Source organism: Pedobacter sp. ASV12 (assembly GCF_016429155.1).
Classification (GTDB): Bacteria; Bacteroidota; Bacteroidia; order Sphingobacteriales; family Sphingobacteriaceae; genus Pedobacter.
The window spans coordinates 1-24,880 of sequence record NZ_JAELUC010000064.1 but is presented as its reverse complement, the minus strand read 5'-3'; the positions used below and the strand labels follow the sequence as shown (position 1 = coordinate 24,880).

The 24,880-nt window shown below is 43.7% G+C and carries 23 protein-coding genes; 15 read left to right on the top strand and 8 right to left on the bottom strand.

All coding sequences use genetic code 11. The features are described 5' to 3' along the window. Window positions 1–31: 31 nt before the first annotated feature. Window positions 32–796 carry a hypothetical protein gene (locus tag JHD69_RS14350; protein WP_199141031.1) on the bottom strand — a complete coding sequence of 255 codons (765 nt, stop codon included), beginning with the start codon at window positions 794–796 and terminating at the stop codon, window positions 32–34. 428 nt (window positions 797–1,224) lie between these two features. Beyond that, on the bottom strand, window positions 1,225–1,779 hold the full coding sequence (locus JHD69_RS14345; protein ID WP_199141030.1) for a hypothetical protein: 555 nt from the start codon (window positions 1,777–1,779) through the stop codon (window positions 1,225–1,227). 222 nt (window positions 1,780–2,001) lie between these two features. Here JHD69_RS14345 and JHD69_RS14340 point away from each other — a divergent pair, with 222 nt between their 5' ends. Continuing rightward, complete coding sequence (locus JHD69_RS14340; protein WP_199141029.1) at window positions 2,002–2,700, top strand: DUF1826 domain-containing protein; 699 nt, start codon at window positions 2,002–2,004, stop codon at window positions 2,698–2,700. Window positions 2,701–2,746: 46 nt separating this feature from the next. Here the strand turns inward: JHD69_RS14340 and JHD69_RS14335 are convergent, their stop codons facing one another. Beyond that, window positions 2,747–4,657: an ATP-dependent DNA helicase gene (locus JHD69_RS14335; protein WP_199141028.1), complete on the bottom strand. Its 1,911-nt coding sequence runs from the start codon at window positions 4,655–4,657 to the stop codon at window positions 2,747–2,749. 124 nt (window positions 4,658–4,781) lie between these two features. On the opposite strand from JHD69_RS14335, the gene JHD69_RS14330 reads away from it, so the two are divergent. Next, window positions 4,782–7,697 (top strand): DEAD/DEAH box helicase, encoded by a 2,916-nt coding sequence (locus JHD69_RS14330; RefSeq protein ID WP_199141027.1) that lies wholly within the window; start codon window positions 4,782–4,784, stop codon window positions 7,695–7,697. Window positions 7,698–7,704: 7 nt separating this feature from the next. On the opposite strand, the gene JHD69_RS14325 is transcribed toward JHD69_RS14330, so the two are convergent. Then, complete coding sequence (locus tag JHD69_RS14325; protein ID WP_233165920.1) at window positions 7,705–7,890, bottom strand: KOW motif-containing protein; 186 nt, start codon at window positions 7,888–7,890, stop codon at window positions 7,705–7,707. Between the two features lie 76 nt (window positions 7,891–7,966). Then, window positions 7,967–8,350 carry a hypothetical protein gene (locus tag JHD69_RS14320; protein ID WP_199141025.1) on the bottom strand — a complete coding sequence of 128 codons (384 nt, stop codon included), beginning with the start codon at window positions 8,348–8,350 and terminating at the stop codon, window positions 7,967–7,969. 526 nt (window positions 8,351–8,876) lie between these two features. Between JHD69_RS14320 and rpsO the strand changes: the two genes are divergently transcribed. From rpsO to JHD69_RS14280, 8 genes are all read left to right on the top strand, one after another. Then, on the top strand, window positions 8,877–9,155 hold the full coding sequence (gene rpsO / locus JHD69_RS14315) for a 30S ribosomal protein S15 (protein ID WP_199141024.1): 279 nt from the start codon (window positions 8,877–8,879) through the stop codon (window positions 9,153–9,155). A gap of 117 nt (window positions 9,156–9,272) precedes the next feature. Then, the gene (gene pnp / locus JHD69_RS14310) at window positions 9,273–11,414 is read left to right on the top strand and encodes a polyribonucleotide nucleotidyltransferase (protein WP_199141023.1); all 2,142 of its coding nucleotides are present in this window, start codon (window positions 9,273–9,275) and stop codon (window positions 11,412–11,414) included. A 161-nt stretch (window positions 11,415–11,575) separates the two neighbouring features. Beyond that, entirely contained in the window at window positions 11,576–12,247 is a 672-nt protein-coding gene (gene rpe, locus JHD69_RS14305; RefSeq protein WP_199141022.1) for a ribulose-phosphate 3-epimerase, read from the top strand. A 12-nt stretch (window positions 12,248–12,259) separates the two neighbouring features. Further along, complete coding sequence (locus JHD69_RS14300; RefSeq protein WP_199141021.1) at window positions 12,260–14,701, top strand: TonB-dependent receptor; 2,442 nt, start codon at window positions 12,260–12,262, stop codon at window positions 14,699–14,701. A gap of 47 nt (window positions 14,702–14,748) precedes the next feature. Then, a complete protein-coding gene (gene serC / locus JHD69_RS14295) occupies window positions 14,749–15,816 on the top strand; it encodes a 3-phosphoserine/phosphohydroxythreonine transaminase (RefSeq protein WP_199141020.1) in 1,068 nt (355 codons plus the stop codon). A gap of 3 nt (window positions 15,817–15,819) precedes the next feature. Beyond that, a complete protein-coding gene (locus JHD69_RS14290; RefSeq protein ID WP_199141019.1) occupies window positions 15,820–16,770 on the top strand; it encodes a D-2-hydroxyacid dehydrogenase in 951 nt (316 codons plus the stop codon). Between the two features lie 142 nt (window positions 16,771–16,912). Continuing rightward, entirely contained in the window at window positions 16,913–18,151 is a 1,239-nt protein-coding gene (locus JHD69_RS14285; protein ID WP_199141018.1) for a DUF1015 domain-containing protein, read from the top strand. A gap of 106 nt (window positions 18,152–18,257) precedes the next feature. Beyond that, window positions 18,258–18,482: a hypothetical protein gene (locus JHD69_RS14280; RefSeq protein WP_199141017.1), complete on the top strand. Its 225-nt coding sequence runs from the start codon at window positions 18,258–18,260 to the stop codon at window positions 18,480–18,482. An 848-nt stretch (window positions 18,483–19,330) separates the two neighbouring features. On the opposite strand, the gene JHD69_RS14275 is transcribed toward JHD69_RS14280, so the two are convergent. The 3 genes from JHD69_RS14275 to JHD69_RS14265 are packed head-to-tail and all read right to left on the bottom strand — an operon-like array spanning window position 19,331 to window position 20,993. Further along, window positions 19,331–19,858, bottom strand: coding sequence for a hypothetical protein (locus tag JHD69_RS14275; protein ID WP_233165918.1), 528 nt, complete (start codon window positions 19,856–19,858; stop codon window positions 19,331–19,333). Window positions 19,859–19,915: 57 nt separating this feature from the next. After that, window positions 19,916–20,200, bottom strand: a complete 285-nt coding sequence (locus JHD69_RS14270) for a putative quinol monooxygenase (protein ID WP_199141016.1) — start codon at window positions 20,198–20,200, stop codon at window positions 19,916–19,918. A gap of 13 nt (window positions 20,201–20,213) precedes the next feature. Continuing rightward, on the bottom strand, window positions 20,214–20,993 hold the full coding sequence (locus tag JHD69_RS14265) for an SAM hydrolase/SAM-dependent halogenase family protein (protein ID WP_199141015.1): 780 nt from the start codon (window positions 20,991–20,993) through the stop codon (window positions 20,214–20,216). Window positions 20,994–21,097: 104 nt separating this feature from the next. Here JHD69_RS14265 and JHD69_RS14260 point away from each other — a divergent pair, with 104 nt between their 5' ends. From JHD69_RS14260 to JHD69_RS14240, 5 genes are all read left to right on the top strand, one after another. Next, window positions 21,098–22,060, top strand: coding sequence for a PhoH family protein (locus tag JHD69_RS14260; RefSeq protein WP_199141014.1), 963 nt, complete (start codon window positions 21,098–21,100; stop codon window positions 22,058–22,060). 87 nt (window positions 22,061–22,147) lie between these two features. Beyond that, window positions 22,148–22,423, top strand: coding sequence for a hypothetical protein (locus tag JHD69_RS14255; protein WP_199141013.1), 276 nt, complete (start codon window positions 22,148–22,150; stop codon window positions 22,421–22,423). A gap of 67 nt (window positions 22,424–22,490) precedes the next feature. After that, window positions 22,491–23,444, top strand: coding sequence for a phosphoribosylaminoimidazolesuccinocarboxamide synthase (locus tag JHD69_RS14250; protein WP_199141012.1), 954 nt, complete (start codon window positions 22,491–22,493; stop codon window positions 23,442–23,444). A gap of 35 nt (window positions 23,445–23,479) precedes the next feature. Continuing rightward, window positions 23,480–23,866: an STAS domain-containing protein gene (locus JHD69_RS14245; protein ID WP_199141011.1), complete on the top strand. Its 387-nt coding sequence runs from the start codon at window positions 23,480–23,482 to the stop codon at window positions 23,864–23,866. Between the two features lie 7 nt (window positions 23,867–23,873). After that, window positions 23,874–24,880, top strand: a 1,007-nt coding sequence (locus JHD69_RS14240; RefSeq protein WP_199141010.1) for a ribonuclease Z, incomplete at its 3' end; no start/stop codon positions are given.

Here is a 24,880-nt window from a genome sequence, read left to right as displayed (position 1 = left end):
CCCCCCCCCATGTCGTGGTTCGTCGGCAGCGTCAGATGTGTATAAGAGACAGCTCATCTGTTAAATTTTCTTTAAATCGGATTACGTATTTTCCTTCTGCGGTTACATAGGTATTTTTAAAAAAATTGTTTTGGGTAATGGTTTCGATCGGTTTTCCTAAAACCTTATCTACGGTGGAGATATCTTTTCTGAACAAAGAATAGAGCGGAATTAGTTTTGTTTTATAGGCAGTCATATCAGCAAATGAACCCTGCTTGCTTTTTGGAACTAACAAAGCACTATTTGTGAGGAAGAAATTCTTTCCCTGGTCGGTAAAACCAATTTGCTTTTCGGAAACAGCGTGATATTCGCTTTTCGGGTTTTCGTTGACCAAAGTAAACTGCCAAATCTTTTGGTTTTTAATGTCGTTTAATAGGATGTCTGGTAGGTTAAATGCATATACTCTTCCCTTACTGTTTGTGGTAGGCTGGGTTGCTGTTGGCAGTAACGAAACCATGTCGGTTTCCGCCCAGGTTTTTGCGCCACGTTTAATTTCCTTATATACCTCTAGCTTAATGGAAAGCCCTGCGGTATCCATTAAGTTTTTACTAAAATCGGAAATGGTATGTTCTACCAAAAGTGCATATGTGCCTGTCGAAGAGTTTTTGGCAAGTGCTAGGTTGTACTTTTCTTCTTTGTTGCTTGTAACATTCTGGAATTTGGCAACAGTAGAGAAATTCTTGCTGGTGATAGTGGTTTGCGCTTGGATAACAAAACTGGAAGCTAAGAGCAAAAATAGGCTAGAGAGTTTTTTCATTGTTTTGGATTAAGTAATAGGAGGAGTTTGTTAAATAGACTAAATCATTGTTGCATTTATAATGCATTGGTTTTCTTAAAAGCCAAAGCTGTCAAATGTCTGAGGAATAAAGCCTGCCATTAATGGGGTGAGAGTTGATTCGCACTTCGGCGTTGTGGTTCTTAGGGTTCATTTGGCGTCAATATAGACGCAAGATATAAGATTTGAATTGATTTCTGATTGTTCTTTTCCTTTAATTGCTCAATTCCTTTGTAATGAAATATTTATGCTCTTGCCGAATGAAACTGTAAAAAGGTTCAGTAAGCACTGGACTTTTTGATTTAAAATTTGCGCAATGCATAACGGATATTGATAACGCTGTACCATAAAGCAAAAGGCACAAGCAATACTTGTGCCTTTTGGATGCAGAAGACCATTAAGAATATCTTCTAGTTGTTTTTGATGAAAGAAGCTACGGCTTCGCTTTCTAATTGGTCGTTGCCAAAATTAAATGCAGCTAATTTAAACTGTTGTTCAAATGGCAATGCAATGGCGCATCGTGGCGAGGTTGGCTTGATAATATACATCACATATAAACCGCCACCGGCATTTGGACAGGTTACACATACCATTACGGTTGTGCAGGTTTGGTTTGCTTGTTGCTGCCACTCGGCTTGATGTGCGTTAACGTAGGCATCTATCTCTTGGTTGCATGGCAGCATTGGATTTGAAGGACCTGATCCTTCGCCAACGATAGGAATAAACAAGTTATTGGTCTTCGCGATTTTTTTAAGGTATACGGGGCCTTCTTTTGCTGCAAGTGCGGCTTTAAGCTCTGCTTTGGTGCCTATAATTACAGCATTTTCGGTTGTTTGAGCAGTAACAACTTTCATCGCTACCGAAAATCGTTCTTCTTCTTTTTGCTCTGTTTTTTCTTTTTTACAAGAAAAAAAAGTAACTACTGCAATTGTTAAAATACCAGTGATTTGAATAAACTTTTTCATAACTGTTTTCTTTAAGGTGAATAATGATTGTTTTCACCATGATATCAACCCGTTTTGAAAAATGTTACCCCATGATTTTTTTTATTTCGTGTATTGGCAAATGCAGCGCCTATTGCCGTTATTTCCATTCGAGAGCATTTCGGCTAGTTATTTGCTACACTTTTTTTGGGGTTTCGCCCTGATCATTCTTTTTTAATAGCTTTGGCAACTGGATTTAAAAGCGTGAACAGCAAATTTGCCAATAGCAGTCAGGTGGGAGTAGTTTCCTCGTTCGAGGCATTGATTGATATGGAGTTTCGAGGTTCCATAAACGCCATATGCTGGCCTAGGGATTTGACTGGAGATTTTAAGGAAGTGGCCTCCAAGCTTCAATTGAAAGAAAACGTAACGGAGATTACTGTTGAAGAGCTTTTGTCCTTGACCTTATCTGCAGAGGGAGCCATGGCCAGGATAACCATATTAGAAGATCTAAAGTTTTTGGGAGCTTTAGGCCTGTCGCCAGTACTCAATCTGCTCAAAAGTTACGAGCGGGATGAAGCCTTTGATTTCATCTCCACCGACGTGTATTCTTACCACGTAGATCGTTCGCCTGTAGCTACCGACACCTTTTTATGTACTTATTATGGCGCGGCAAGTGATATTTTGCCGAATGATCAGGTTGAACAGCAAATTTTAATTCCAGAAATCCGGCAAAAGCTACTGGATTTATTTGATGGTCCGGATGGGGGATTTGAAAGCTTTCTGAAAGAATATTTTTTCGATTTGCATTATCGTCCTAAACCTCATGCTACACCTTTAAATCTAGGCCTGGGCCATCTATGGAAATTGGCGGTCGATCATCCTGAGCAACAGGTATTGCCCTGTGTGCATCGCGCCCCTCAGGAAAACGAAGGCGAATACCGCTTGCTTTTGATTTGTTGAGGGCAGCTTAAACAAATGCTTAATTGGCCATAGCTAACCTAGTCTCCTAAAACAACTCCAAACTCACCACTTGCTTGGCTGTTGACGAATCTTGCGCTACAGCCAGCTGTTTCCTGTGCTTTGCAATCCAGTCGGTATAAGCAGCAGCTTTTAATGGTTCTTGGAGCAAGCCTGCGCCAATGTGCATCAGTGTGATTTTGTTTTCTATTTGTTGCCTCAACTTTTGGAATTGGTGCTGCACCTGTTGCTGGATTTTGTTTTTCGGTTTCACCCGGATCATTTTAAGTGCCGGATTGAGCAGCTTGATCGTCAGTTCCTTGGTGAAATAATCTTTGGCCGATTCGATCCTTGATTGGATGGCTTGTTGACCTTCAAACCCGTTTTGCTCATGAATTTGCCTTACCTGAGCCACAAACTTGTCTAAAAGTTGAATTAAACTATGCAGTGTTGTTTGAAGTTCCAGTAATTGTGCCTTGAGTAGGGGAATGTTGGCCTGGCCAATGGCTGCATCTTGGTGCATCAAGTCGAGCTCATGAGCAATATTCCGGAAAGAGAAACGATCCAAAACCAGTTGCAGGATGAACCGTTCTTTGGCCTTGCCAATGAGCTCGGTTAAGGCCTCGGTTTGTACGGGGTGCAGATAAGCCAGTACTTCCTTGTTCGACCTTAAGCTATCCTTATTGATCTTTGACTTCAAAACCAGTCCATTGAGCGTCCTAACCCGGCTTAAGGCCACATACACCTGGCCGGCAACAAACGATTTTCCGGCATCGATCACCGCATGGTCGAAGGTTAGGCCCTGACTTTTGTGGATAGTTACTGCCCAAGCCAGTTTGATAGGGTATTGCGAAAATTCGCCCACCTGTTGCTGTGCAATCACATCATCGTCGCCTATTTTGTACTCGAACGACTGCCAAGCACTTTTTTCCAATAAAAGTGGTTCTTCATCGGGAAAAGCCACATAGATTTCGCCATGGTCAATCGATTTGATCTTGCCGATTTTGCCATTATAAAACCGCCGGTTTTCGCCGGTATCGTTTTTAATGAACATCACCTGTGCGCCAACTTTGAGCTGCAGCTCCGTTTCGGCTTGTATGCCCAAATCCTTAAATTCTCCGTTGATTTCGGCATTGGCCGTATAGATTTCGCCAGGCAATTCGTTGAGCTTTTCCTTGTTGATTAAATTCGCTTCCGCATTATGCGAGGTGATGATGATCGGATTTAAATCGCCCTCATCTTTAAATGTAGGGTCGTAACGCTCGTTGAGTAGGCTTAATCCTTCCTCGTCAATCTGGTTGTTTCGGATGTCATTTAAAATCTTTATAAAAGCTTCTTCTGTCTGCCTAAAAACCGTGGTCAGCTCCAGCTGCAGCACCGGATGCCTGCGGATAACCAAGGAATCGAAAAAGTAGGGCGATGGATAGGCTTTGCTTAAAAAGGCCCATTCTTCCTGCTTGCTTACGGGCGGAAGCTGGTATAAATCGCCGATGAGCAGCAGCTGCAGGCCGCCAAAAGGCAGGTTGTTTTTCCTAACCGAGCGCAATACCGCATCAACCACATCCAATACGTCGCAACGCACCATCGAAACCTCGTCGATAACCAGAAGCTCCAGTTCGTTAAACAGTTTGAGCTTGTCTTTGCTGTAGCTGAGGCTGCTAACGGTCGACTGGATGGAACTGATGCCCGCCTGTAGGTTTTGCAGATTGATGTCGCCTGGAAAAAAAGAACCCGGAGGCAATTGGAAAAAGGAATTGATGGTTGTGCCTTTGGCATTCATGGCGGCCACGCCGGTAGGGGCAACCACCACCATTTTTTTGGTGCTGTTGTTCTTGATTCGCTTAAGTAGGGTTGTTTTTCCCGTTCCCGCTTTTCCCGTCAGGAAAATAGACTGATTGGTGTATTCGATAAACTCAAATACCTGATCTGCTAGGGCATTGGGCAACTCATGATGGCTCATGTTGCAAATTTAACTAAATTAAGTAGTGTTTTATAGGGTGATGCTAAATATGTTAGTAAGTTTTTCCCCAATTCTTTGAATGCGGCATGCTTAATCGTACATATTGTTTTATCTTTAACGCCCGATGGAAAAAGAAGGCTTTAATCCAATTCATGTCGACTACGATAAACTGATACCCGTGTTGCAGGGCAAGCCTAAGCATCTGCCTTTGCCCGATGAGAGGGAAATGGCCTTGGTGTTTAGCCGGCATCGTTTTTACAGGCACTTGGTTATCGATCTCATTGTTGCCGAAAAAGCGAAGAATGGCAAACTCAAAAATCCTTTGCACTTTATCGACCCGATGGATAGGATCTGGAAGGCCGAAAAACAAGAGGAAATTAAGTTTTTGGCCGGTCTGTCGCGTTTCAAAAACAATTACGACGATGGCAAAACGGAATCAGATATTGAAGCCCTAAAGGCAGTGGTAGCCAATCCGTTAAAGCTCGATTGCTATCTGCACGACGAGAAAAAAGCCTCTACCATTACGGCCACCTCGATTGTGCCGGCAAAGTTCTCTTTGCTCAAGCCCGATTTGGAGCTCGACATTGATGAAAGGGGAGATACTTTTGCCATTTCGGGCAGGCTACATGTAGCGGGTAAGACTTATTCCATGCAAGCCATCGAATTGCATTACCGTTATTTTGTGAAATTGGACCAACAGCTGCATTTGGTTGGCAATCCCAATTTTCTGAATATTATCGATTTTTTTAAGCAGCATCGAAACAATTTGGTACTTGAACGCGATGCTTACGAAGAATTTCGGGAAAAAATATTGTCGGTACTAGAAGAGAAGGTCAAGATTAATTATGCCTACCTCAAGCCAGCTACCGAAAAGCAACGCGTAGAACAGGGTTTTGATCTAGACAACGAGCAGCTGGTGTATTTGTCGGAATCGGAAGATTTTGTGCTGCTTACGCCCGTCATGAAATATGGCAACCTGGAAATACCCGTTATTTCGCAAAAGCAAATTCAATGCAAAGACAAGAGGGGCAAGTTGTTTACCCTTGATCGGGATAAGGAAAAAGAGCTCCAGTTCATCACCACCATTGCCAAATCGCATCCTTATTTGATGGAGCAGGTGGCCGAGTTTGCCGAACAAAGGCATGCCGATTGCTTTTACATGCACCGCAAACATTTCTTGGAACCTGCCTGGTTTCTCGAGGCATTTGAGGCTTGGCGAAGTATGGGTATTGTTATTTTAGGATTTAACGAGTTGAAAGAAAACAAGTTGAGTCAGTATCAGGCCGAGATTGCGATTAATGTCATCAGCGGTATCGATTGGTTCGAAACTGCCGTCAAAGTGAAATTCAACCAGCAAACCGTATCGCTTAAGCATTTGCATAAATCGATCAGGAACAAGAACAAATTCGTGGTATTGGACGATGGCACGCATGGCATTATACCCGACGAATGGCTGCAAAAGCTGGAAGGATATTTTGGTGCCGGTGAAGCGGTAGGAGAAGTGCTGAGAACCTCGCATATTAATTTTAGCCTGGTCGAAGCCTTGTATGAGGCCGAACAATTAGACTTGGAAAGCCGGGAGCGGATAAAACTGTATCGTACTAAATTGGCTGCTTTCGATGCCATTGAAAGTGTTGAAGTACCCGAGGCATTGCAAGCCAACTTACGCGAATACCAGCGTGAAGGACTGAACTGGCTTAATTTTCTCGACGGATTTAATTTTGGAGCTTGCTTAGCCGACGATATGGGCCTGGGCAAAACACTTCAGGTGCTGGCTTTTATCTTGGCTCAACAGGAAAGAACAGCTCAAAATACCAACCTGGTCGTTGTACCTGCTTCCCTGGTGTTCAATTGGCAACAGGAAATCAAGAAATTTGCGCCAACGTTAAAAGTACTGACCATTTATGGCGCCGACCGCTCTAAATTAGTTGCCGATTTCAAATCGCATCAGATTATCCTCACTTCTTACGGCACTCTATTGGCCGATGTAAGCTGGCTAAAGGATTATTTCTTTAATTATATCATCCTCGACGAATCGCAGGCCATTAAAAATCCAGATTCGCAACGCTACAAAGCCGCCCGCTTGCTGAGGTCGCGCAACAAGATCGTGATGACAGGCACGCCCATCGAAAACAACACTTTCGATTTGTATGGCCAGCTTTCTTTTGCCTGTCCGGGTTTATTGGGGAGCAGGGAGCAGTTTAAAAGGCTGTATTCGATCCCGATTGATCAATTTAAGGAGAAGAAGCGAGCTTTGGAACTGCAAAGCCGCATCAAGCCCTTTGTGCTGAGGCGGACCAAAGAACAGGTGGCCCAAGAACTCCCCGATAAGACTGAAATGGTTATTTACTGTGAAATGGGCAAGCAGCAACGCGAAATCTATGAAAGCTGCCGGACAGAAATCAGGGATTATTTGATGGGCACTTCAGAAGATGAGTTGCAAAAAAGCAGCATGCACGTGTTGCAGGGCATCACCAAACTGCGGCAGATCTGTAATTCGCCCGCCATGCTGAGCAAGGAAAAGTACTATGGCGATGTCTCGGCCAAAATGGACGTGTTGTTGGAACAGATCGTTAGCAAATCGCCGTACCATAAGATCTTGGTGTTTTCGCAGTTTGTAGGCATGTTAGCGCTCGTGAAAGCCGAACTGGAACAGCGTCATCTTACATTTGCCTATCTTACCGGCGAAACCAAGAACCGAGAGGCTGTGGTAAACTCGTTTCAGCAGGACGATGAAGTGAGGGTATTTCTCATCAGTCTGAAAGCCGGAGGCGTAGGCCTAAATCTTACCCAAGCAGGCTATGTTTATTTGATCGATCCCTGGTGGAACCCTGCAGTAGAAACCCAAGCTATCGATAGAGCTTACCGCATTGGCCAACATCAGAATGTAATGGCGGTACGCCTCATCTGTCCCGATACCATTGAAGAAAAAATCATGCTTATGCAGGAAACCAAAAAAGACTTGGCCAACAACCTCATCAAGGCTGAAAGCTCTTTTTTGAAGTCGATGAGTAAGAAAGACCTGCTCGAACTGCTTTAGTTTTAGGTTATTTGCCAGTTAAAACAACTACGTTTTTGGCAAGAGTTTTAAACCTTACGCCATTTGGTTGGGTTACGGTTATGGTGAGGTGTCCGGTCTTGCTGGTGTTGATATCGCTTACTGTTCCGGTTTTATCCTTGTGTGTTCCTGCGGTTACCTTGCAGTTGTCGCCGTCTTTTAAACCTTGTGCCATTTTTTGCATTTGCTTGGACGTAAATATACCATTTTATTGGATTTAATAAAGATGGGCGTGCATTGGCTGGCCTTCATCAGCCTTGATTTTCTTCAGTTGGAGGCAATTCGCTTTCCTCTTTCTTTGTGATGATTTTTTGTTTTTTCAGGTCAATTCTAATCAAGTTGTAAATGCTCATGTATACATTGGCTATCCATACCAGTGAAAAGCCCGAAATAACATAGCCTCGCCAGTCGGGGTAAATCAACTTGTACTGGGTAATGAGCAGGATGAATAGCGTTACATAATGGCTAAAGCAATATTCGCAGGTAAAAAGATAGAAAAATTTGCGCTGGTACAGGTGCTTGCATCCTTTGGAGTGGGCAACGCAAAATTCACGCAATTCTTTAAAAACCTCTTCTTTGGTGAAGGTCCAGGCGATACAGGCCACAGGAAGTGCTAAAATGAATAGATTTTCCATGAGTATGGTTTTTGCCAACATAAACCGTTAAGCTATCGAATATGTTTCGATTTCTTTTGATGGGGCTGCAATTTTGTTTTCCGGCGATTGGAACTTAGGTGCTCTTGGGTGTCTTAGGTGGTTATATTTTCAAAAAACTCATTCGAACGTAGCGGAATAGAGTAAAGATTAGTCAGCAAAGTTTTCGCCATTAAGGCAATAAGGGCATTTAGTTTTTGTTGAAGGATACAGAACTTAGGCGCTTAAACGTCTTAGGTGGTTGCATTTTCAAAAACAACCTTCAGAGTCGAGCAGAAAGACTCTAAAGGTTGAACGCGTTCGTCAGTCAGTATGCGTAAGTCTGTTTGAGTTAAACAAGAAAAACATGCCGGCAAAGCAGGCCAAAAGTAGCAACGGTCTTAACCCGTTAGCTTTCAGTGCAGTATTGCAGTTTTTACTAAAATGTTTTTGCTTTGCTAATCCATAAAAATACATTATCTTTGCGCCACAATTAATTAATTTATAAACACTTTAGTATCATTCAAGAATGTATTTAAGTAAAGAGGTAAAGGCCGAAATTTTCAAAAAACACGGCGAAACAGAAACCAACACGGGTTCTGCAGAAGGTCAGGTAGCATTGTTTACTTACCGTATTGCGCATTTAACAGAGCACTTAAAGAAAAATCGTAAAGATTTCTCTACTCAGTTATCGCTTCAAAAATTGGTAGGTAAACGTCGCGGAATTTTGGCTTACCTATACAAAAAAGATATTGAGCGCTATCGTGCTATCATCAAAGCTCTTGAGCTTAGGGATATCATTAAATAAGCTTTTATCATTAAAAGCCATTCGTTAAGAGTGGCTTTTTTGCTTTTAACAACCAGAAAAATAAATATAAACAAGATGTGTTTCAAAGAGGAAAAAGCACATCACAACAATTTGTAAATGAATGTAATAAAAAAATCGTTCGATTTGGGCGATGGAAGAATTGTAGAAATCGAAACAGGCAAACTGGCCAAACAAGCCGATGGTTCTGTAGTTGTAAAAATGGGAGATACCATGTTGCTGGCAACAGTAGTATCGACAGTTGGCGCCAAACCAGGTACCGACTTTTTGCCATTATCGGTTGATTATCAAGAAAAATATGCGGCAACCGGCCGTATTCCAGGTGGTTTCTTGCGTCGCGAGGCTAAATTATCTGATTATGAGGTTTTGATCTCTCGTTTGGTAGACAGGGCCTTACGTCCGATGTTTCCAGAAGATTATCATGCGGATACGCAGGTGATGATCTCTCTGATTTCTGCCGACAAAAACATTATGCCAGACTGTTTGGCAGGTTTAGCGGCTTCGGCGGCTTTAGCGGTTTCCGATATTCCGTTTAACGGACCGATTTCGGAAGTTCGCGTAGCTAAAATCGATGGAAAATTAGTAATCAACCCTTACTTAAGCGATCTGGAACGCGCTACTTTAGAGTTCGTTGTTGCCGGTTCACACCACGATATCGTGATGGTTGAGGGTGAAGCCGACGAAATCCAGGAAGAAGAAATGGTTGAAGCCATCAAATTTGCACACGAGGCTATCCGTGTTCAATGCAAGGTTCAATTAGAACTGCAGGAAGAAGCTGGCAAAACCATGAAACGTTTGTACAGCCACGAAGATCACGATGCCGAATTGCGCGAAAAAGTATATGCAGAAGCTTATTCGCAAGTATATGAAATCGCTAAATCAGCAAGTACCAAAGAGGCCCGTTCAGAGGCTTTCACGGCTGTAATTAACGATATGCTTGAAAATCAGTCGGAAGATACCCCTGATTTGACCAAAGCTTTGATCAAAAAATACTACCATGATGTACAGTACGATGCCGTACGTAACTTGTTATTAGACGAAGGCATCCGTTTGGATGGCCGTACCACTACGCAGATCCGTCCAATCTGGAGCGAAGTTGGCTATTTGCCTGCAGCGCACGGTTCGGCGGTATTTACCCGTGGCGAAACCCAGTCATTAACTTCGGTTACCTTGGGCAGCAAAGACGACGAGCAAATGATCGACGGTGCTTTCATCAATGGCTACAATAAATTCTTGTTACACTATAACTTCCCTGGTTTCTCAACCGGAGAGGTAAGACCAAACAGGGGCGTTGGTCGTCGTGAGGTTGGCCACGGTAACTTGGCTATGCGTTCATTGAAAAAAGTTTTGCCAACTGGCGAAGCTAATCCATATACCATCCGTATCGTTTCTGATATTTTGGAATCTAACGGTTCGTCGTCAATGGCTACAGTTTGTGCAGGAACTTTGGCTTTGATGGATGCAGGTATTAAAATCAAGGCGCCAGTTTCTGGTATCGCCATGGGCTTGATTACCGACAGCAAATCGGGTAAATATGCTATTCTTTCTGATATCCTAGGCGATGAAGATCACTTGGGCGATATGGACTTTAAAGTAACCGGTACCGAAAATGGTATCGTTGCCTGTCAAATGGACTTGAAAATCCATGGCTTATCATACGAAGTTTTGACCAAGGCATTGAACCAGGCTAAAGAGGGTCGTTTGCACATCTTGAACGAGATGAAGAAAACCATTAGCGAGCCTGCTGCCGATTACAAGCCACACGCACCTCGTATCGTTTCGTTAACCATCGATAAAGAATTTATTGGTGCGGTTATCGGACCAGGCGGTAAAATTATCCAGGAAATGCAACGCGAAACCGGTGCAAGCATCTCTATCGAAGAGGTTGACAACAAAGGTATCGTTGAGGTATTTGCAGATAATAAAGCGTCGATTGATGCGGCTGTTGCGCGTATCCGTGCCATCGCAGCCAAGCCGGAAATCGGCGAAATCTATACGGGTAAAGTAAAATCGATCATGCCTTTTGGTGCTTTCGTTGAGATTATGCCAGGAAAAGACGGCTTGTTGCACATCTCTGAAATCGACTGGACCCGTTTAGAAACGATGGATGGCGTTTTCAAAGAAGGCGATATCGTGGAAGTGAAGCTATTGGATGTAGATAAACAAGGCAAAATGAAACTTTCCCGCAAAGTATTGTTGCCAAGGCCTCCAAAGCCAGAAGCTGCAGCGCCACAAGCTTAAGCTGCCATATTCGTTAGGCCGAAGCAATTTCGGGATGGCGACAAATCATACAACCCTTTCAGTTTTTGCTGAAAGGGTTTTTTGTTGGAATTTACTTTGTTTGAAATGATTTTGTAACTTGCAGGTATTGCATAAAAACGAAAAAATATAGATACTGACCAATGAAACACCTCATCGCCCCATCCTTGCTTTCGGCCGATTTTGCCAACCTGCAGCGTGATATTGAAATGATCAACAACAGCGAGGCTGATTGGTTTCACGTAGATGTGATGGACGGCGTTTTTGTGCCGAATATTTCTTTTGGTTTTCCGGTAATTACAGCAGCCAAAAAATATGCAAAAAAGCCTTTCGATGTGCATTTGATGATTGTTAATCCCGAAAGGTATGTACAGGAGTTTGCCAATGCCGGTGCCAATATCATTACGGTTCATTACGAGGCCTGCGTGCACCTGCATCGGGTAGTGCAACAGATCAAGACCACAGGTTGCAAAGCTGGCGTAGCCATTAATCCGCATACGCCGGTAAATTTGCTCAAAGATATTTTAGTTGATCTCGACCTGGTTTTGGTCATGTCGGTAAATCCTGGCTTTGGTGGACAGCAATTCATTCCCCAAACCCTAAATAAAGTGAGAGAACTGAAGCAAATGGCCAATCAGATCCGTCCGGAGCTGATCATAGAAGTTGATGGAGGGGTAGGCATCTCGAACATCGGCAGTCTAATCGAGGCCGGTGCCAATGCCTTTGTAGCTGGCAATGCCATTTTTGCAGCGCCAGATCCTGTTCGGATGATTGCCGATCTGAAACAGGTTGAAGTAGGCACGCAACATAGCTAAATCCCGTCGCCAATGCTCAAAACCTACCTGTCTATTTTGGTCTTATTGTTGAGCTGTGCTTTGGTTAATGCGCAGCCAATGGTAAGGGTTACGGGCATGGTGGGCGATGCCAAAAGCGATCCGCTGCAACAAGTTACGGTTTCTATACTTGGGCAGCAGGAATCTACCCTGACGGCTGCTGATGGTACTTACACCATTTATGCTAAAACCACTTCTTTTACCATTAAATACAACCTGTTAGGCTACAAGCCGGTGCTGCTTAAGATTAACGAAAAGGTAGCAGGGCGATTAATCAGGAATATTACCCTCATTCCCAATATCAACGAGCTGGAACAGGTAACGGTAACCAATAGGCAAAACCAACTGACCAACACCAGTACCATCAATATTGCCGATTTGCCTGCTTTGCCCTCGGTTTCTGGCAATTTCGAAGCCATTTTAAAAACATTGCCCGGCGTTTCAACCAATAACGAACTCAGCTCGCAATACAGCGTGAGGGGCGGGAGTTTCGATGAAAACCTACTTTACGTAAACGATGTAGAAATAAATAGACCTGTTTTGATCAGGAATGGACAACAGGAGGGACTCAGTTTCATCAATGGCGATTTGGTAACCCGCGCCAAATTTTCGGCCGGAGGCTTTGAGGCCCGCTACGGCGATAAGCTGTCGTCGGTGCTCGATGTAAGGTACGATAGGCCAGACAGCAATCAGCTGTTGCTCACCACAGGCCTTTTGGGCACTTCACTCACCGCAAAATATGTACAGCCTAAAAGTTATCTATTGGTAGGCCTTCGCTACAAAAACAACAGCAACGTACTCAATCAGCAAGACAACAAGGGCAGTTACAACCCCAATTTTGGCGATGCCCAGGTGTTGTATCAGTACAGTTTTTCTGACCGCTTCAGCTTAAGCGCCTTGGGTAATTTTAATGTGGGGCAGTTCAAATTGGTGCCCGAAGACCGCGAAACCCAATTTGGTACCCTCGATACCCAGTTGCGCTTAAATATTGCCTATAATGGTCAGGAGATAGACAGTTACCGTACCTCTGGCGGGGCTGTTACGGCAACGCTCAGCCCACAGCCCAATTTGGTCATCAAATGGATCAACAGCTATTTCAATACTAAAGAAAGGGAGCGTTTCGATATTGAAGGCCGCTACATTTTCGACGAGCTGGAGCCAGGCTTCAATTCGGGTGGATTTACCACGGTAAGGGCCAATAGGGGCATTGGTACCTACCTTAACTATGCCCGCAACAGCCTCAACTCGCAGGCCTATAGTTCGGAAGTTAAATTGGAACAGAATTTTAACAACCATCTTTTCTCCTGGGGCGCCAGGTTCGAATACAACAATTTTAGAGACGAACTGAACGAATATCATTTAACGGATTCGGCCGGTTACATTTTGCCTTACGATTCGAAAAAATTCTATGTAGATCAGGCCATCAGCGTCAAAAATAAGGTCGATATCTTTAATTATACCGCATTTATCCAAGATAGCTATAGCCTGACCAAAAATACCGACCTGCAAATCGGTGTGCGTGGCAATTATAACAGCTTAAATTCTCAGTTTTTGCTAAGCCCGCGTTTGCTCTTGGCTTATCGGCCGCCAAGCAACAATAAAATTATCCGCTTTACGGCAGGCGTTTACCAGCAGGCGCCAACCTATCGCAGCATCAGGGCTTATGATGGAACTTTGTTTCTCGACCAAAAGGCACAGCGTTCTTACAACACCTCGGCCAGCTTTGATTATGCCTTCGATGGCCTCGGCACGCGCCTCAAATTTAGCGCCGAAGCCTATTTTAAATATGCAGACCGATTAATTCCCTATGTAATTGACAATGTGAGGATCAAATACCTGTCAGACCAGGTGGCCAAGGGGCACACTTATGGAGCTGATTTTAGCGTAGGCGGGGAGTTTGTAAAAGACCTTGTTTCGTATTTCAGGCTATCGCTGATGAAAGCCGACCAGGACATTATTGGCGATTCGTATACCAAGAAAGATGCCTCCGGACAATTGGTGACCCTCTATCCGGGCTATTTGAAACGCCCAACCGATCAGCGGGTTAATTTTTCCATATTTTTTCAGGATAGGCTGCTGAAAAGTCCAACCTATAAGGTACATTTGAACCTGTTGTACGGATCGCGTTTGCCAATTGGTTCGCCTCAAAGCGACCACTACTCAGACGATTTCCAAATCCCTGCCTATAAGCGGGTTGATATTGGATTTTCTAAGGATTTTTTAGACGATGCCGCACTGCGGAAGCCTAAACTACTGGATAGGTACTTTAGTTCGTTTATCGCTTATTTTGAAGTTTTTAATTTGCTCAATGTCAATAACACGGTATCGTATTTGTGGCTAAAAGACGTCGACAATGTGCACTATGCTGTACCTAATTACTTAACCGGCCGACAGTTCAATTTTAAATTGATCCTAAAGTTCAAAAACCGTCAATAATTAGGATAGAAAGTGTTAAATTTACACTAACTAAAAATCAAATAAAAATGAGACACAATTTTGGAGCAGGTCCCTGCATTTTACCTCAGGAAGTATTTAAACAAGCTTCTAGAGCAGTTGTAGATTTTAAAGACGGACTATCAATTTTGGAAATTTCTCATCGCAGCCCCGAATTCGAATCGGTGATTGAGGAAGCCAGCAAATTGGTAAAAGAGCTTTTGAATGTACCCTCGGGCTACTCCGTTTTGTTTTTACAGGGAGGGGCAAGCATGCAGTTTGCCATGGTGCCAATGAACTTGTTGCCCGAAGGCAAAACAGCGGCTTATTTAGAAACCGGTGTTTGGGCCAACAAAGCCATCAAGGAAGTAAAGTATTTTGGACAGGCCAACGTAGTAGCTTCGTCTAAAGAGGCTAATTTTACCTTCATCCCTAAAGATTATACCATTCCGGCCGATAGTGCTTATTTTCATTGCACTTCCAACAATACCATTTATGGTACAGAAATGTTCGATTTTCCCGATACCAAGGTGCCAATGGTTTGCGACATGTCGTCAGATATCATGAGCCGTGTAGTGGACGTGTCTAAATTCGACCTCATTTATGCAGGTGCGCAGAAAAATATTGGTCCGGCAGGTTTGACCATTGTCATTGTAAAAGACGAAATTTTGGGCAAAACCGGCAGGGCTATTCCTTCTATGTTAGACTATAAGCAACATATAGACAATGGCTCCATGTACAATACCCCACCGGTATTCTCCATTTATGTGGCCATGTTGAACTTGAATTGGCTAAAATCTAAAGGCGGCGTAGCCGAAATTGAAAAAGAGAACAAAGCCAAAGCACAGGCACTGTATGCCGAAATTGACAGGAACTCCTTGTTTAAGGGAACCTGTGCAGTAGAAGACCGCTCGCGAATGAACGTTTGTTTTGTGATGGAAAACCCCGAGTTGGAAAAACCATTCCTGAAATTTGCCGATGAAAACGGCTTCGAAGGCTTAAAAGGCCATAGGAGCGTAGGAGGCTTCAGGGCTTCTATGTACAATGCCTTGCCAATTACCAGCGTTCACGCACTTATCGATTTAATGCAAACTTTTGAAGAAAAACACGCCAAATAAGTTATGATCAAGATACTCGCCAATGATGGCATAGATCCAATTGGAAAGAAATTACTAGAAGATGCCGGTATCACGGTCGATACCCAAACCATTCCACAGGACCAGCTGGCGCAAGCTTTGCTAAATTACGACGGCATTACTGTACGCAGTGCCACCAAAGTGAGAAAAGAACTGATTGATGCCTGTCCGAATATCAAGCTCATTGGTAGGGGCGGTGTGGGTATGGATAACATTGATGTAGAATATGCCCGTAGCAAAGGCGTAGCCGTGGTCAATACGCCAGCGGCCTCGTCGCTATCGGTAGCCGAATTGGTTTTTTCGCATTTATTTACAGGAATTCGTTTCCTGTACGATTCGAACCGTAAAATGCCGATAGAAGGTCATGCCAAATTCAACGATTTGAAAAAAGCATACGCCAAAGGAACCGAATTGAGAGGTAAAACCTTGGGGATTATTGGTTTTGGCCGCATAGGCAGAGAAACGGCAAGCTTGGCACTGGGCTTGGGCATGAATGTATTGGCTTACGATCTTCATCCCTATAGTGGCAGCATCTCGTTAAATTTTCAGGGAGGTATTAAGGTCGATATTCCGGTACAGACCGTAAGTTTGGCAGAAGTAATTGCCGACAGCGATTTTATTTCGCTGCATACACCATTTGCCGACCAGCCTATTTTGGGCGCCGCAGAGTTTGAAGCCATGAAGCCCGGCGTAGGCGTGGTTAACTGTTCTCGTGGTGGTACTATTGATGAACAGGCCCTTATGCAGGCCTTAGATTCAGGAAAAGTTGCTTTTGCTGGCCTGGATGTGTTTGATAACGAGCCAAATCCTTCGCAAGCTATCTTAAGCCATCCAAAGATTTCTTTAACCCCGCACATTGGCGCTTCTACCAACGAAGCCCAAGAGCGTATCGGCACAGAACTAGCCAATTTGATCATTGAACATTTTAATAAATAAGTATTCGATTATTGAATATAGAAAATCTCCGGCTATTGGTCGGAGATTTTTTTTTGACCCTATATTAGCCGATTTTGAGAAAATAATCTTGAAAAAGACAATAAGCAAAGCTATCTTCGTCTTAAACCATTTATAAATCCTGATGCCTAGGATCAAGCCTTTTTGTGCCTTAAAACCCGCTGCTGCCTTATTGGCTAAAGTAGTTACGCGCCCGCTTGAACACTACAGCACGGGCCAGGCCAGGCTAATTGCCTCAGAAAATCCGATCAGCTTCTTGCATCTGATCAATCCCGAACTAGACAATCCCTATCTGCGCGGTTCGCGACAGGAACTGGTATTCAAAAAGATCAACGAGAACCTCGACGATTTTATCGAGCAGCAAGTATTGGTTACCGAAGAACTGCCAGCTATTTACATCTATCAGGTAAAACACGATGGCTTGTTGCAAACAGGAATCTGGACGCTTACCCATATCAGCGATTACTTGGAAGGGCATATCAAAAAGCATGAGCATACGGTAGAAAGAAGGGAAAAACTGTTGGCCGAATACCTGCAGCAGACAGATTTGGACGCCAATCCGGTGCTGATCACCTACCATCCCAATGCGCAGGTGAAAAGCATAATGGAAAAATACCTTGCCCAAAAGCCGGCAATCGATTTTTGTTTTGCCGATGCTACCGAACATCGGGTGTGGACAATTAATGAACCGAATGATTTGACCGTCTTGGTTGATGCTTTTGCCCAAATACCCGTGGTTTATATTGCCGATGGACACCACAGGGCCGCTTCGATGGCCAAAATGGGACTTCATAAAAGAGCTCGCCATGCAAATGACGAAGCAGCCGAGTTCAATTACTTCTCCACGGTGTATATGGACACCCAAGAGGTCAAAGTACTGGAATATAACCGTTTGGTTAGAGATCTGGCCGGTTTAACAGAAGAAGCGTTCTTGGGTGCTTTGGCGGCAGCTTTTGAGGTAGAAAAAATGCCGATGCCGTTTAAGCCTACTATTTTGCACGAGTTTGGCATGTGCCTGAAATCTGGTTGGTACAAGCTAAAGGCAAAGTCCCATCTTTACAGTGACGATCCGGTAGGCTGCTTGGATGTGAGCGTGTTGCAAGATCACATCTTGTTGCCTATTTTACATATCAACGATCCCAGAACAGATGCCAGGATTACTTTCGAGGGCGGAAAAACCCCCTTAAGCGAACTCGAAAAACAGGTGAACAATGGCACAAATGCCGTAGCTTTTGTATTGGTGCCGACGGCCATAGCGCAACTCATCAATGTGGCTGATGCCGATAAGGTAATGCCTCCAAAATCAACCTGGGTAGAGCCCAAATTTCTCGTCGGATTGCTGTCTCATCATTTTAAGGGTTAGTTTTTGTAAAAAAATAGAACTAAAGTTTACTGGTTAATTGCTTGCAAGTCAGTCTGTTTAGTCTTATCTTGAAAAAAGATAACCGAAAACAAAAAAACAGATTTGTATGAAAACACAATTTGCAACCAAGGCACTAACGCGTGCCGAAATGAAAAAAATAGCCGGTGGTGGTGGAATCGATGGTGATTGTATCCCTCAAAACGACCGCGACAGGGAGTGCCTGTTAGGTGGTGCAACTACTTCTTGTTTGGAAATCCCTTGTTGTTGCGATTTCTATTGCAGTTCAGAATTTGATGGCGATGGTTTCGTCAATGTTTGCAGGGCAATTTAGCCTGTTCTTTTTCTAATCAACCCTAAAACTAAATAGTATGAAAACACAATTTGTAGCTAAGGCACTGTCGCGTGCCGAAATGAAAAAAATAACGGGGGGAACTGGACCTTGCGTACCAGACGATGGAACACAGCGTTGCATATTGGCCGGTGGCACCATATCCTGTTCAGAAATACCATGTTGTTGCGATGCCGTTTGCATTCCCGAATTCAACGGTACTGATTTCGTCGACGTGTGCCGCGCATTGTAATAAGATGTTATAGCTACAGATTAACAGATAAACTCATTGCAATACGCCTTGGGCCAAGCGTTGGAAATCCGTTCATCTGTGGCTTTTCTGTTTTTGCAACCATCAGGAAATGAAGGCAATTGAATTTTGTTCTCGCGGGAAGTAAACGCCTTACACCATCGCCTTAGGACAAGTGTTAAAAATCCTTTCATCTGTGGCTTTTCTGTTTTTGCAAACATTAAGAAATTAAGGCAATTGAGTTTTGTTCTCGCGGGAAGTAAACGCCTTACACCATCGCCTTAGGACAAGTGTTAAAAATCCGTTCATCTGTGGCTTTTCTGTTTTTGCAAACATTAAGAAATTAAGGCAATTGAGTTTTGTTCTCGCGCAGGTAGACGCCTTGCGCCATCCTAATACGCATTACACAAGACATTAGAAATCTATTCATTTGTGGCCATCCACATCGCAATGTGCACCATCCAACACTACCTGCTATTCCAACGAGTTTGTCAAAACCCAATACCTAAATCCTAATATTGCTTTCTGAAAAATACTTAGCTTCATGGGGTCTTTTTTGTAATAGCTAGGCAATACCAGTTTGTTGAGTTTTACCAAGAGCTTAAAGATTTGCTTCTTCATAACGCTTCACATCTTTTTGTTTCCATAAAAAGCCGAATACCCCGCAACCCAGCAAAGCTATGCCCATCATCAAGTAGGCTATACCTTTTGAGCTTTCCGCTTTTTTGAGCTGTTTGCTTAGCGCTTCGTTTTGATCCTGCAGGGTTTTAATACTTTTCCGGTAATTGAGTATGCGTTCAGAAGTAGTATTGGCCGTAGTTTGTACCTGTTGCATTTGTACATCCTTGTAATCAAGTAATACCTTAAGCTCTTGAAAAATGTTGTTGTCGTTAATGGCAATTTGTCTTAAAATCTCATTCGAATTCCTGATGTCGTTTTTGGTTTGAAAACCAAATATGCCTGTGCGTGAATTAAGACTTTCCTCGTACTGGCCAAATTTAGCGCTTCTTTCGGCCAACAAGCCGTTAATTTTTAGCCTTTGGATCTGATAGGCGCTCGTATCTTGCGCAAAGCAATAAAAGCTGAACAATAAAGAAAGCCACGAGAGGAGAATTGTTTTTTTGATCATCGTATTTAGCAGGAATAGGTTAATTATCCATAACAACAATACAATTCACTACATTGTTTAGAATTCGTTTAAGCTCCAGGCTTCTGCCTTGTGCGCAAAATTAGGCTTTACCTTGGCCCAGGTCTCTTTAAAAAGGTCGGAGTTGCGGTATTTTTCCAGATGGTAGGCACTTTGCCAATAGCTGATGGTAAAAAATATAGAAGGTTCGCTCTCGTGCTGCAACAGCTTTACCTCTTCGCAACCCTCAGAGGCCTTGATTTTCGATTTTACGCCTGAGAACAAGGTTTTGAAATCATCGATAAAACCGGGCTCAAAATGCATTTTTACCACGCGAACTAACATAGGGTAATCAATTTTATGGATGGAATTCAACGCGTACAATATCACTCAGGTGTAAACCCAAAAGACCGCTGGCCTTGCCTTTATTGATGGCAATTTCCAAATGGTTGCTAATCCCAAACAAGCATAGTTTTTCGCCCTCGGGCACCTCGTTGTAATGCCAGCTCAACTGGGTAATGGTTTCACTTTTTCTAAAATAGAGCGTAAAATCGCGGTTGCGCTGTATTTTGGTAAACAGGTCTTTGGTAATATTGGTAATTACATTGCAAAAAGTGTCGATGTAGATCACGCTTCCCCTGATAATATCGCGCTCAATTACCGGATGCAGCAACATGCGTTGCTCAATGTCGTTGGCCGGTATGCCAATATCTTTCAGTTTGCCCCCCTTGGCCAAATGGATGGCGGCTTTTACAAAAATATCAACCAACGGAAAGTGCAGGTATTTCAAATCCTGCATAATGTTCAGCTCCACAATTTCGTCGGGCTTTTCGTCAAACAGCAAAGAGAAAATGCCGTTGTCGGCACCTACAAAAAAGTGGTCTCTGTAGCGCAGCGCAACATATTTGGTTTTTTCGTTGTACACCGAATCGATACCGATCAGGTGTACCGTGTTCTTGGGGAAGTAGGGATAGGAATTTTTGAGTACAAAGGCTGCGTAAGAAATGTTAAATGAAGGAACTTCGTGGGTAATATCAACAATATTGGCTGTAGGCAGGATGCTCAGGATGCCCCCTTTGAGAGCGGCCTGGTAAAAATCCTTGGAGCCTAAGTCGGTTGTTAATGTGATAATCGCCATTAAAAATTCAATATTTATTCTTATTCTTGCGTAGGGGCAAATCGCCTACAAATATTCAAAAATTAAAATCAAAATAGACACTTCTAAATAAAAAATACAATATTTTGAACGAACTGAAGCTAACATTAGAAACAACCGATCAGGTACAATTTTGGGGCGCTAACAACGAACACTACGAGCTGATGAAGGCGGCTTTCCCCAAATTGAAGATCGTTGCAAGAGGAAACGACGTCAAAGCGTTGGGGGATGAGGCTGAGCTAAAAGCCTTTGAGCAAAAGTTCGAACAACTCGTTGCCCATCTCGATCAATACAGAACACTTTCGCACAACGATGTCGAATCGATATTGGGTGCCAAAAAAACAGTAGCCAAAACCGATGAAGCACCAACCGTTGCGCCAGTAAGTAGCGGCGAAGTAATCGTTTATGGCAATCATGGATTATTGGTTAAGGCTCGCACAGCCAATCAGCATAAAATGGTTGACAGTATCGGTAAAAACGATGTGCTGTTTGCCATCGGTCCTGCAGGTACCGGTAAAACCTATACCGCTGTTGCCTTAGCTGTTAGGGCGTTGAAAAACAAGGAAATCAAGCGGATTATTTTAACACGTCCGGCCGTTGAGGCAGGAGAAAGCCTGGGTTTTTTGCCAGGCGACCTGAAGGAGAAGGTAGATCCCTATTTGCGTCCGCTGTACGATGCGCTGGACGATATGATTGCGCCAGAGAAACTAAAACTTTACCTGGAGAACAGAACCATCGAAGTCGCACCTTTGGCATTTATGCGTGGCCGAACCCTCGATAACTGCTTTGTGATACTCGATGAGGCACAAAACGCTACCGACCTACAGCTGAAAATGTTCCTGACCCGTATGGGCCCAACAGCAAAATTTATTGTTACTGGCGATATTACCCAGGTCGATTTACCTAAAAAATCGCAATCGGGCTTGCATAATGCCTTACGCATTCTGAATGAGATTAAAGGCATTGACATTATTTACCTGAGCGGCGAAGATGTGGTGCGCCATAAATTAGTGAAAGCCATTTTAAAAGCCTACGGGGATATCCAGTAGTATATGGTCTCGTGTCGGATTTGCTAAAAAAACCGATGGCGAACTGCAGACTAAAAATCAAACTTTGTTGGTCTTAAAATCATTCAAATGCAATTCGAGTTAAACGAACCCTTCAAATTGGCCATCGAATCTCAGGACAGTAAAAACCTGAGACTGGTTGTTTTAGCAGGTGATGAAGAAGCAGTTTGCCACCAAACGAATGGCAAAACATTGAAAAAATTCCTTGCCGAACCCGATACAACCTTGTTTAAGGGAAGGCTGCAGCTGCATAAGATGAATGACCACATGACGGTATTGGTAAAGGAACAGGTCGTAGGACACATTTTAGTGGTTGATTTTGAAGCGGTTCTAGACAAATTTTAATAAAATTACGTTGTGAGGCGAGCTAAACGCTAGTGGTTTTGGTTTAAAATCGTATTTTTATAGGCTAATGAGAGCAATTAAAGAAACCCGTTTTAATTTTCCGCAACAAAGCAATTTTTATAAAGGCAAGGTGCGCGATGTGTATACCATCAACGATGAATTAATGGCGATGGTAGTGACCGACAGGATTTCGGCATTCGATGTCGTTTTGCCCGAAGCCATTCCTTTCAAAGGCCAGGTGCTGAACCAGATCGCCGCCAAGTTTTTGGCCGCCACACAAGATATTGTTCCCAATTGGGTATTGGCCACGCCAGACGAAATGGTAACCATTGGCCGTATTTGCGAGCCGTTTAAGGTTGAAATGGTGATTAGAGGCTATTTGGCCGGTCACGCCTGGCGCGAATACAGTGCTGGCAAGAGAACGGTTTGTGGGGTGGCCTTGCCTGATGGATTGAACGAAAACGACAAATTGCCACAGCCCATCATTACCCCAACTACCAAGGCGGCTGTTGGCCACGACGAAGATATTTCCAAAGAAGATATCCTGGCCAAAGGCATTGTTTCGTTACCAGATTATGAAAAACTCGAAGCCTACACCCATGCGCTTTATGCACGCGGTACCGAAATGGCCGCTCAGAGAGGCTTGATATTGGTCGATACCAAATATGAGTTTGGTAAGGTAGGGGATGCCATTTATCTGATCGACGAGATTCATACGCCTGATTCTTCACGCTATTTTTATGCAGCGGGTTATGCAGAAAGACAGGCAAACAAAGAACCTCAAAAGCAATTGTCGAAAGAGTTTGTCCGCAAATGGCTGATCGAAAACAATTTTCAGGGCAAAGACGGACAAGTAGTGCCAACCATGACCCCCGAAATTGTAGACTCGATTTCAGAGCGCTACATCGAATTATATGAGCAGATTACCGGCGAAAAATTTGTTAAAAATCCTTCGGCCGACATTTTAAACAGAATAGAAAAGAACACCCAAAACGCAATTAACGACCTGTTGTCTAAATAATCGCTGATTTCGTTTAGGATAAAAAACTAAGAAATATGAAATTCTCAACTGATAAGCACGAAAAATATGTGGTTTTAAAATTGGACGAACCTAAGTTCACCAATGATAATACCCCGGCCTTAAAGTCGGAATTCATTTTGTTAAATACAGAAGGCTACCGCAACATTGTGCTTGATTTGTCTGAAGTGAAAGAATGCATCGACTCGCAAGACCTGAGCAGTTTGCTGGTAGGCGACAGACTTTGCAAAAGTGCTGGTGGCGTTTTTGTGGTGTGCGGCGTAAACGAAAGCATTGCCAAGATCATCAAGATGTCTAACCTCCACCAATCGGTGGTTTTTGTGAACAAACTGGATGAGGCAACCGACCTTATTTTTATGGAGGAGATTGAAAAAGAGCTCCGTGGCAGCGTAGATAAAGGATAGGGGCTGAATGAAATTTGAGGTAACCATTTTGGGCAGCAGCTCTGCTACTCCGGTATACAATAGAAATCCCACTGCCCAATTATTAAACTGCAACGAAAAGTTTTACCTGATAGACTGTGGCGAAGGTACGCAGCAACAGCTCATTAAGTTTGGCCTCAAAGCCTCTAAAATAGATTATATCTTCATCAGCCACTTGCATGGCGACCACTATTTCGGCCTGATTGGCTTATTGTCTAGCATGCATCTCAACGGTCGGATTAAGCCTTTGTACATCTTCGCCCCCAAAGCCATTCAAGAGATCCTGGCGTTGCAGTTTAAGCATTCGGATACAACGTTGCGCTACGAATTGGTGTATTTTGCCATCGATCCTGAACAGCCTGCCGTGATTTTCGAAAACCGTGATGTAGTGGTAGAAACCATTATCCTCAACCACCGCATTCCCTGTACAGGTTTTAAGTTTACGGAGAAAAAACGGCTCAGGAAATTGCTGGTAGATAAGCTCGAGGCCAAAAATGTGCCTTTAGAATGTTATCCTTTGCTTAAAAGAGGGGCTGATCTAACCTTGCCAGGAGGAGAAACGCTGCTGAACGCCGATTATACGACCGATTCTGCAGCGCCTAAATCCTATGCCTATTGCTCAGATACGCTGTTCGATGCCGCCTATTTTGATAGCATCAGAAATTGCGATACCTTATACCACGAGGCTACCTTTTTGCATGATATGCTCGAAAGAGCCAAAGAAACACACCATACTACGGCGCTACAGGCGGCAGAAGTGGCCCAGACCGTAAATGCCAAGAAATTGCTGATTGGCCATTTCTCCTCTCGCTATAAAACATTGGTTGAGCTTTTAGACGAAGCCAAAAGTGTTTTCCCTGCTACACAACCTGTCTCTTATACACATCTGGGGAAAAGGGGGGGGGGGGGGGGGGGGGGGGGGGGGGGGGGGGGGGGGGGGGGGGGGGGGGGGGGGGGGGGGGGGGGGGGGGGGGGGGGGGGGGGGGGGGGGGGGGG

Coding starts and splice junctions, on each gene's coding strand:
- rpsO (WP_199141024.1), top strand. CDS start 8,877: ATGTATTTAAGTAAAGAGGTAAAGGCCGAAATTTTCAAAAAACACGGC.
- JHD69_RS14345 (WP_199141030.1), bottom strand. CDS start 1,779: ATGAAAAAGTTTATTCAAATCACTGGTATTTTAACAATTGCAGTAGTT.
- JHD69_RS14250 (WP_199141012.1), top strand. CDS start 22,491: ATGAGAGCAATTAAAGAAACCCGTTTTAATTTTCCGCAACAAAGCAAT.
- JHD69_RS14255 (WP_199141013.1), top strand. CDS start 22,148: ATGCAATTCGAGTTAAACGAACCCTTCAAATTGGCCATCGAATCTCAG.
- JHD69_RS14330 (WP_199141027.1), top strand. CDS start 4,782: ATGGAAAAAGAAGGCTTTAATCCAATTCATGTCGACTACGATAAACTG.
- JHD69_RS14320 (WP_199141025.1), bottom strand. CDS start 8,350: ATGGAAAATCTATTCATTTTAGCACTTCCTGTGGCCTGTATCGCCTGG.
- JHD69_RS14280 (WP_199141017.1), top strand. CDS start 18,258: ATGAAAACACAATTTGCAACCAAGGCACTAACGCGTGCCGAAATGAAA.
- pnp (WP_199141023.1), top strand. CDS start 9,273: ATGAATGTAATAAAAAAATCGTTCGATTTGGGCGATGGAAGAATTGTA.
- JHD69_RS14275 (WP_233165918.1), bottom strand. CDS start 19,858: ATGATCAAAAAAACAATTCTCCTCTCGTGGCTTTCTTTATTGTTCAGC.
- JHD69_RS14300 (WP_199141021.1), top strand. CDS start 12,260: ATGCTCAAAACCTACCTGTCTATTTTGGTCTTATTGTTGAGCTGTGCT.
- JHD69_RS14265 (WP_199141015.1), bottom strand. CDS start 20,993: ATGGCGATTATCACATTAACAACCGACTTAGGCTCCAAGGATTTTTAC.
- JHD69_RS14285 (WP_199141018.1), top strand. CDS start 16,913: ATGCCTAGGATCAAGCCTTTTTGTGCCTTAAAACCCGCTGCTGCCTTA.
- rpe (WP_199141022.1), top strand. CDS start 11,576: ATGAAACACCTCATCGCCCCATCCTTGCTTTCGGCCGATTTTGCCAAC.
- JHD69_RS14325 (WP_233165920.1), bottom strand. CDS start 7,890: ATGGCACAAGGTTTAAAAGACGGCGACAACTGCAAGGTAACCGCAGGA.
- JHD69_RS14350 (WP_199141031.1), bottom strand. CDS start 796: ATGAAAAAACTCTCTAGCCTATTTTTGCTCTTAGCTTCCAGTTTTGTT.
- JHD69_RS14290 (WP_199141019.1), top strand. CDS start 15,820: ATGATCAAGATACTCGCCAATGATGGCATAGATCCAATTGGAAAGAAA.
- JHD69_RS14245 (WP_199141011.1), top strand. CDS start 23,480: ATGAAATTCTCAACTGATAAGCACGAAAAATATGTGGTTTTAAAATTG.
- serC (WP_199141020.1), top strand. CDS start 14,749: ATGAGACACAATTTTGGAGCAGGTCCCTGCATTTTACCTCAGGAAGTA.
- JHD69_RS14270 (WP_199141016.1), bottom strand. CDS start 20,200: ATGTTAGTTCGCGTGGTAAAAATGCATTTTGAGCCCGGTTTTATCGAT.
- JHD69_RS14335 (WP_199141028.1), bottom strand. CDS start 4,657: ATGAGCCATCATGAGTTGCCCAATGCCCTAGCAGATCAGGTATTTGAG.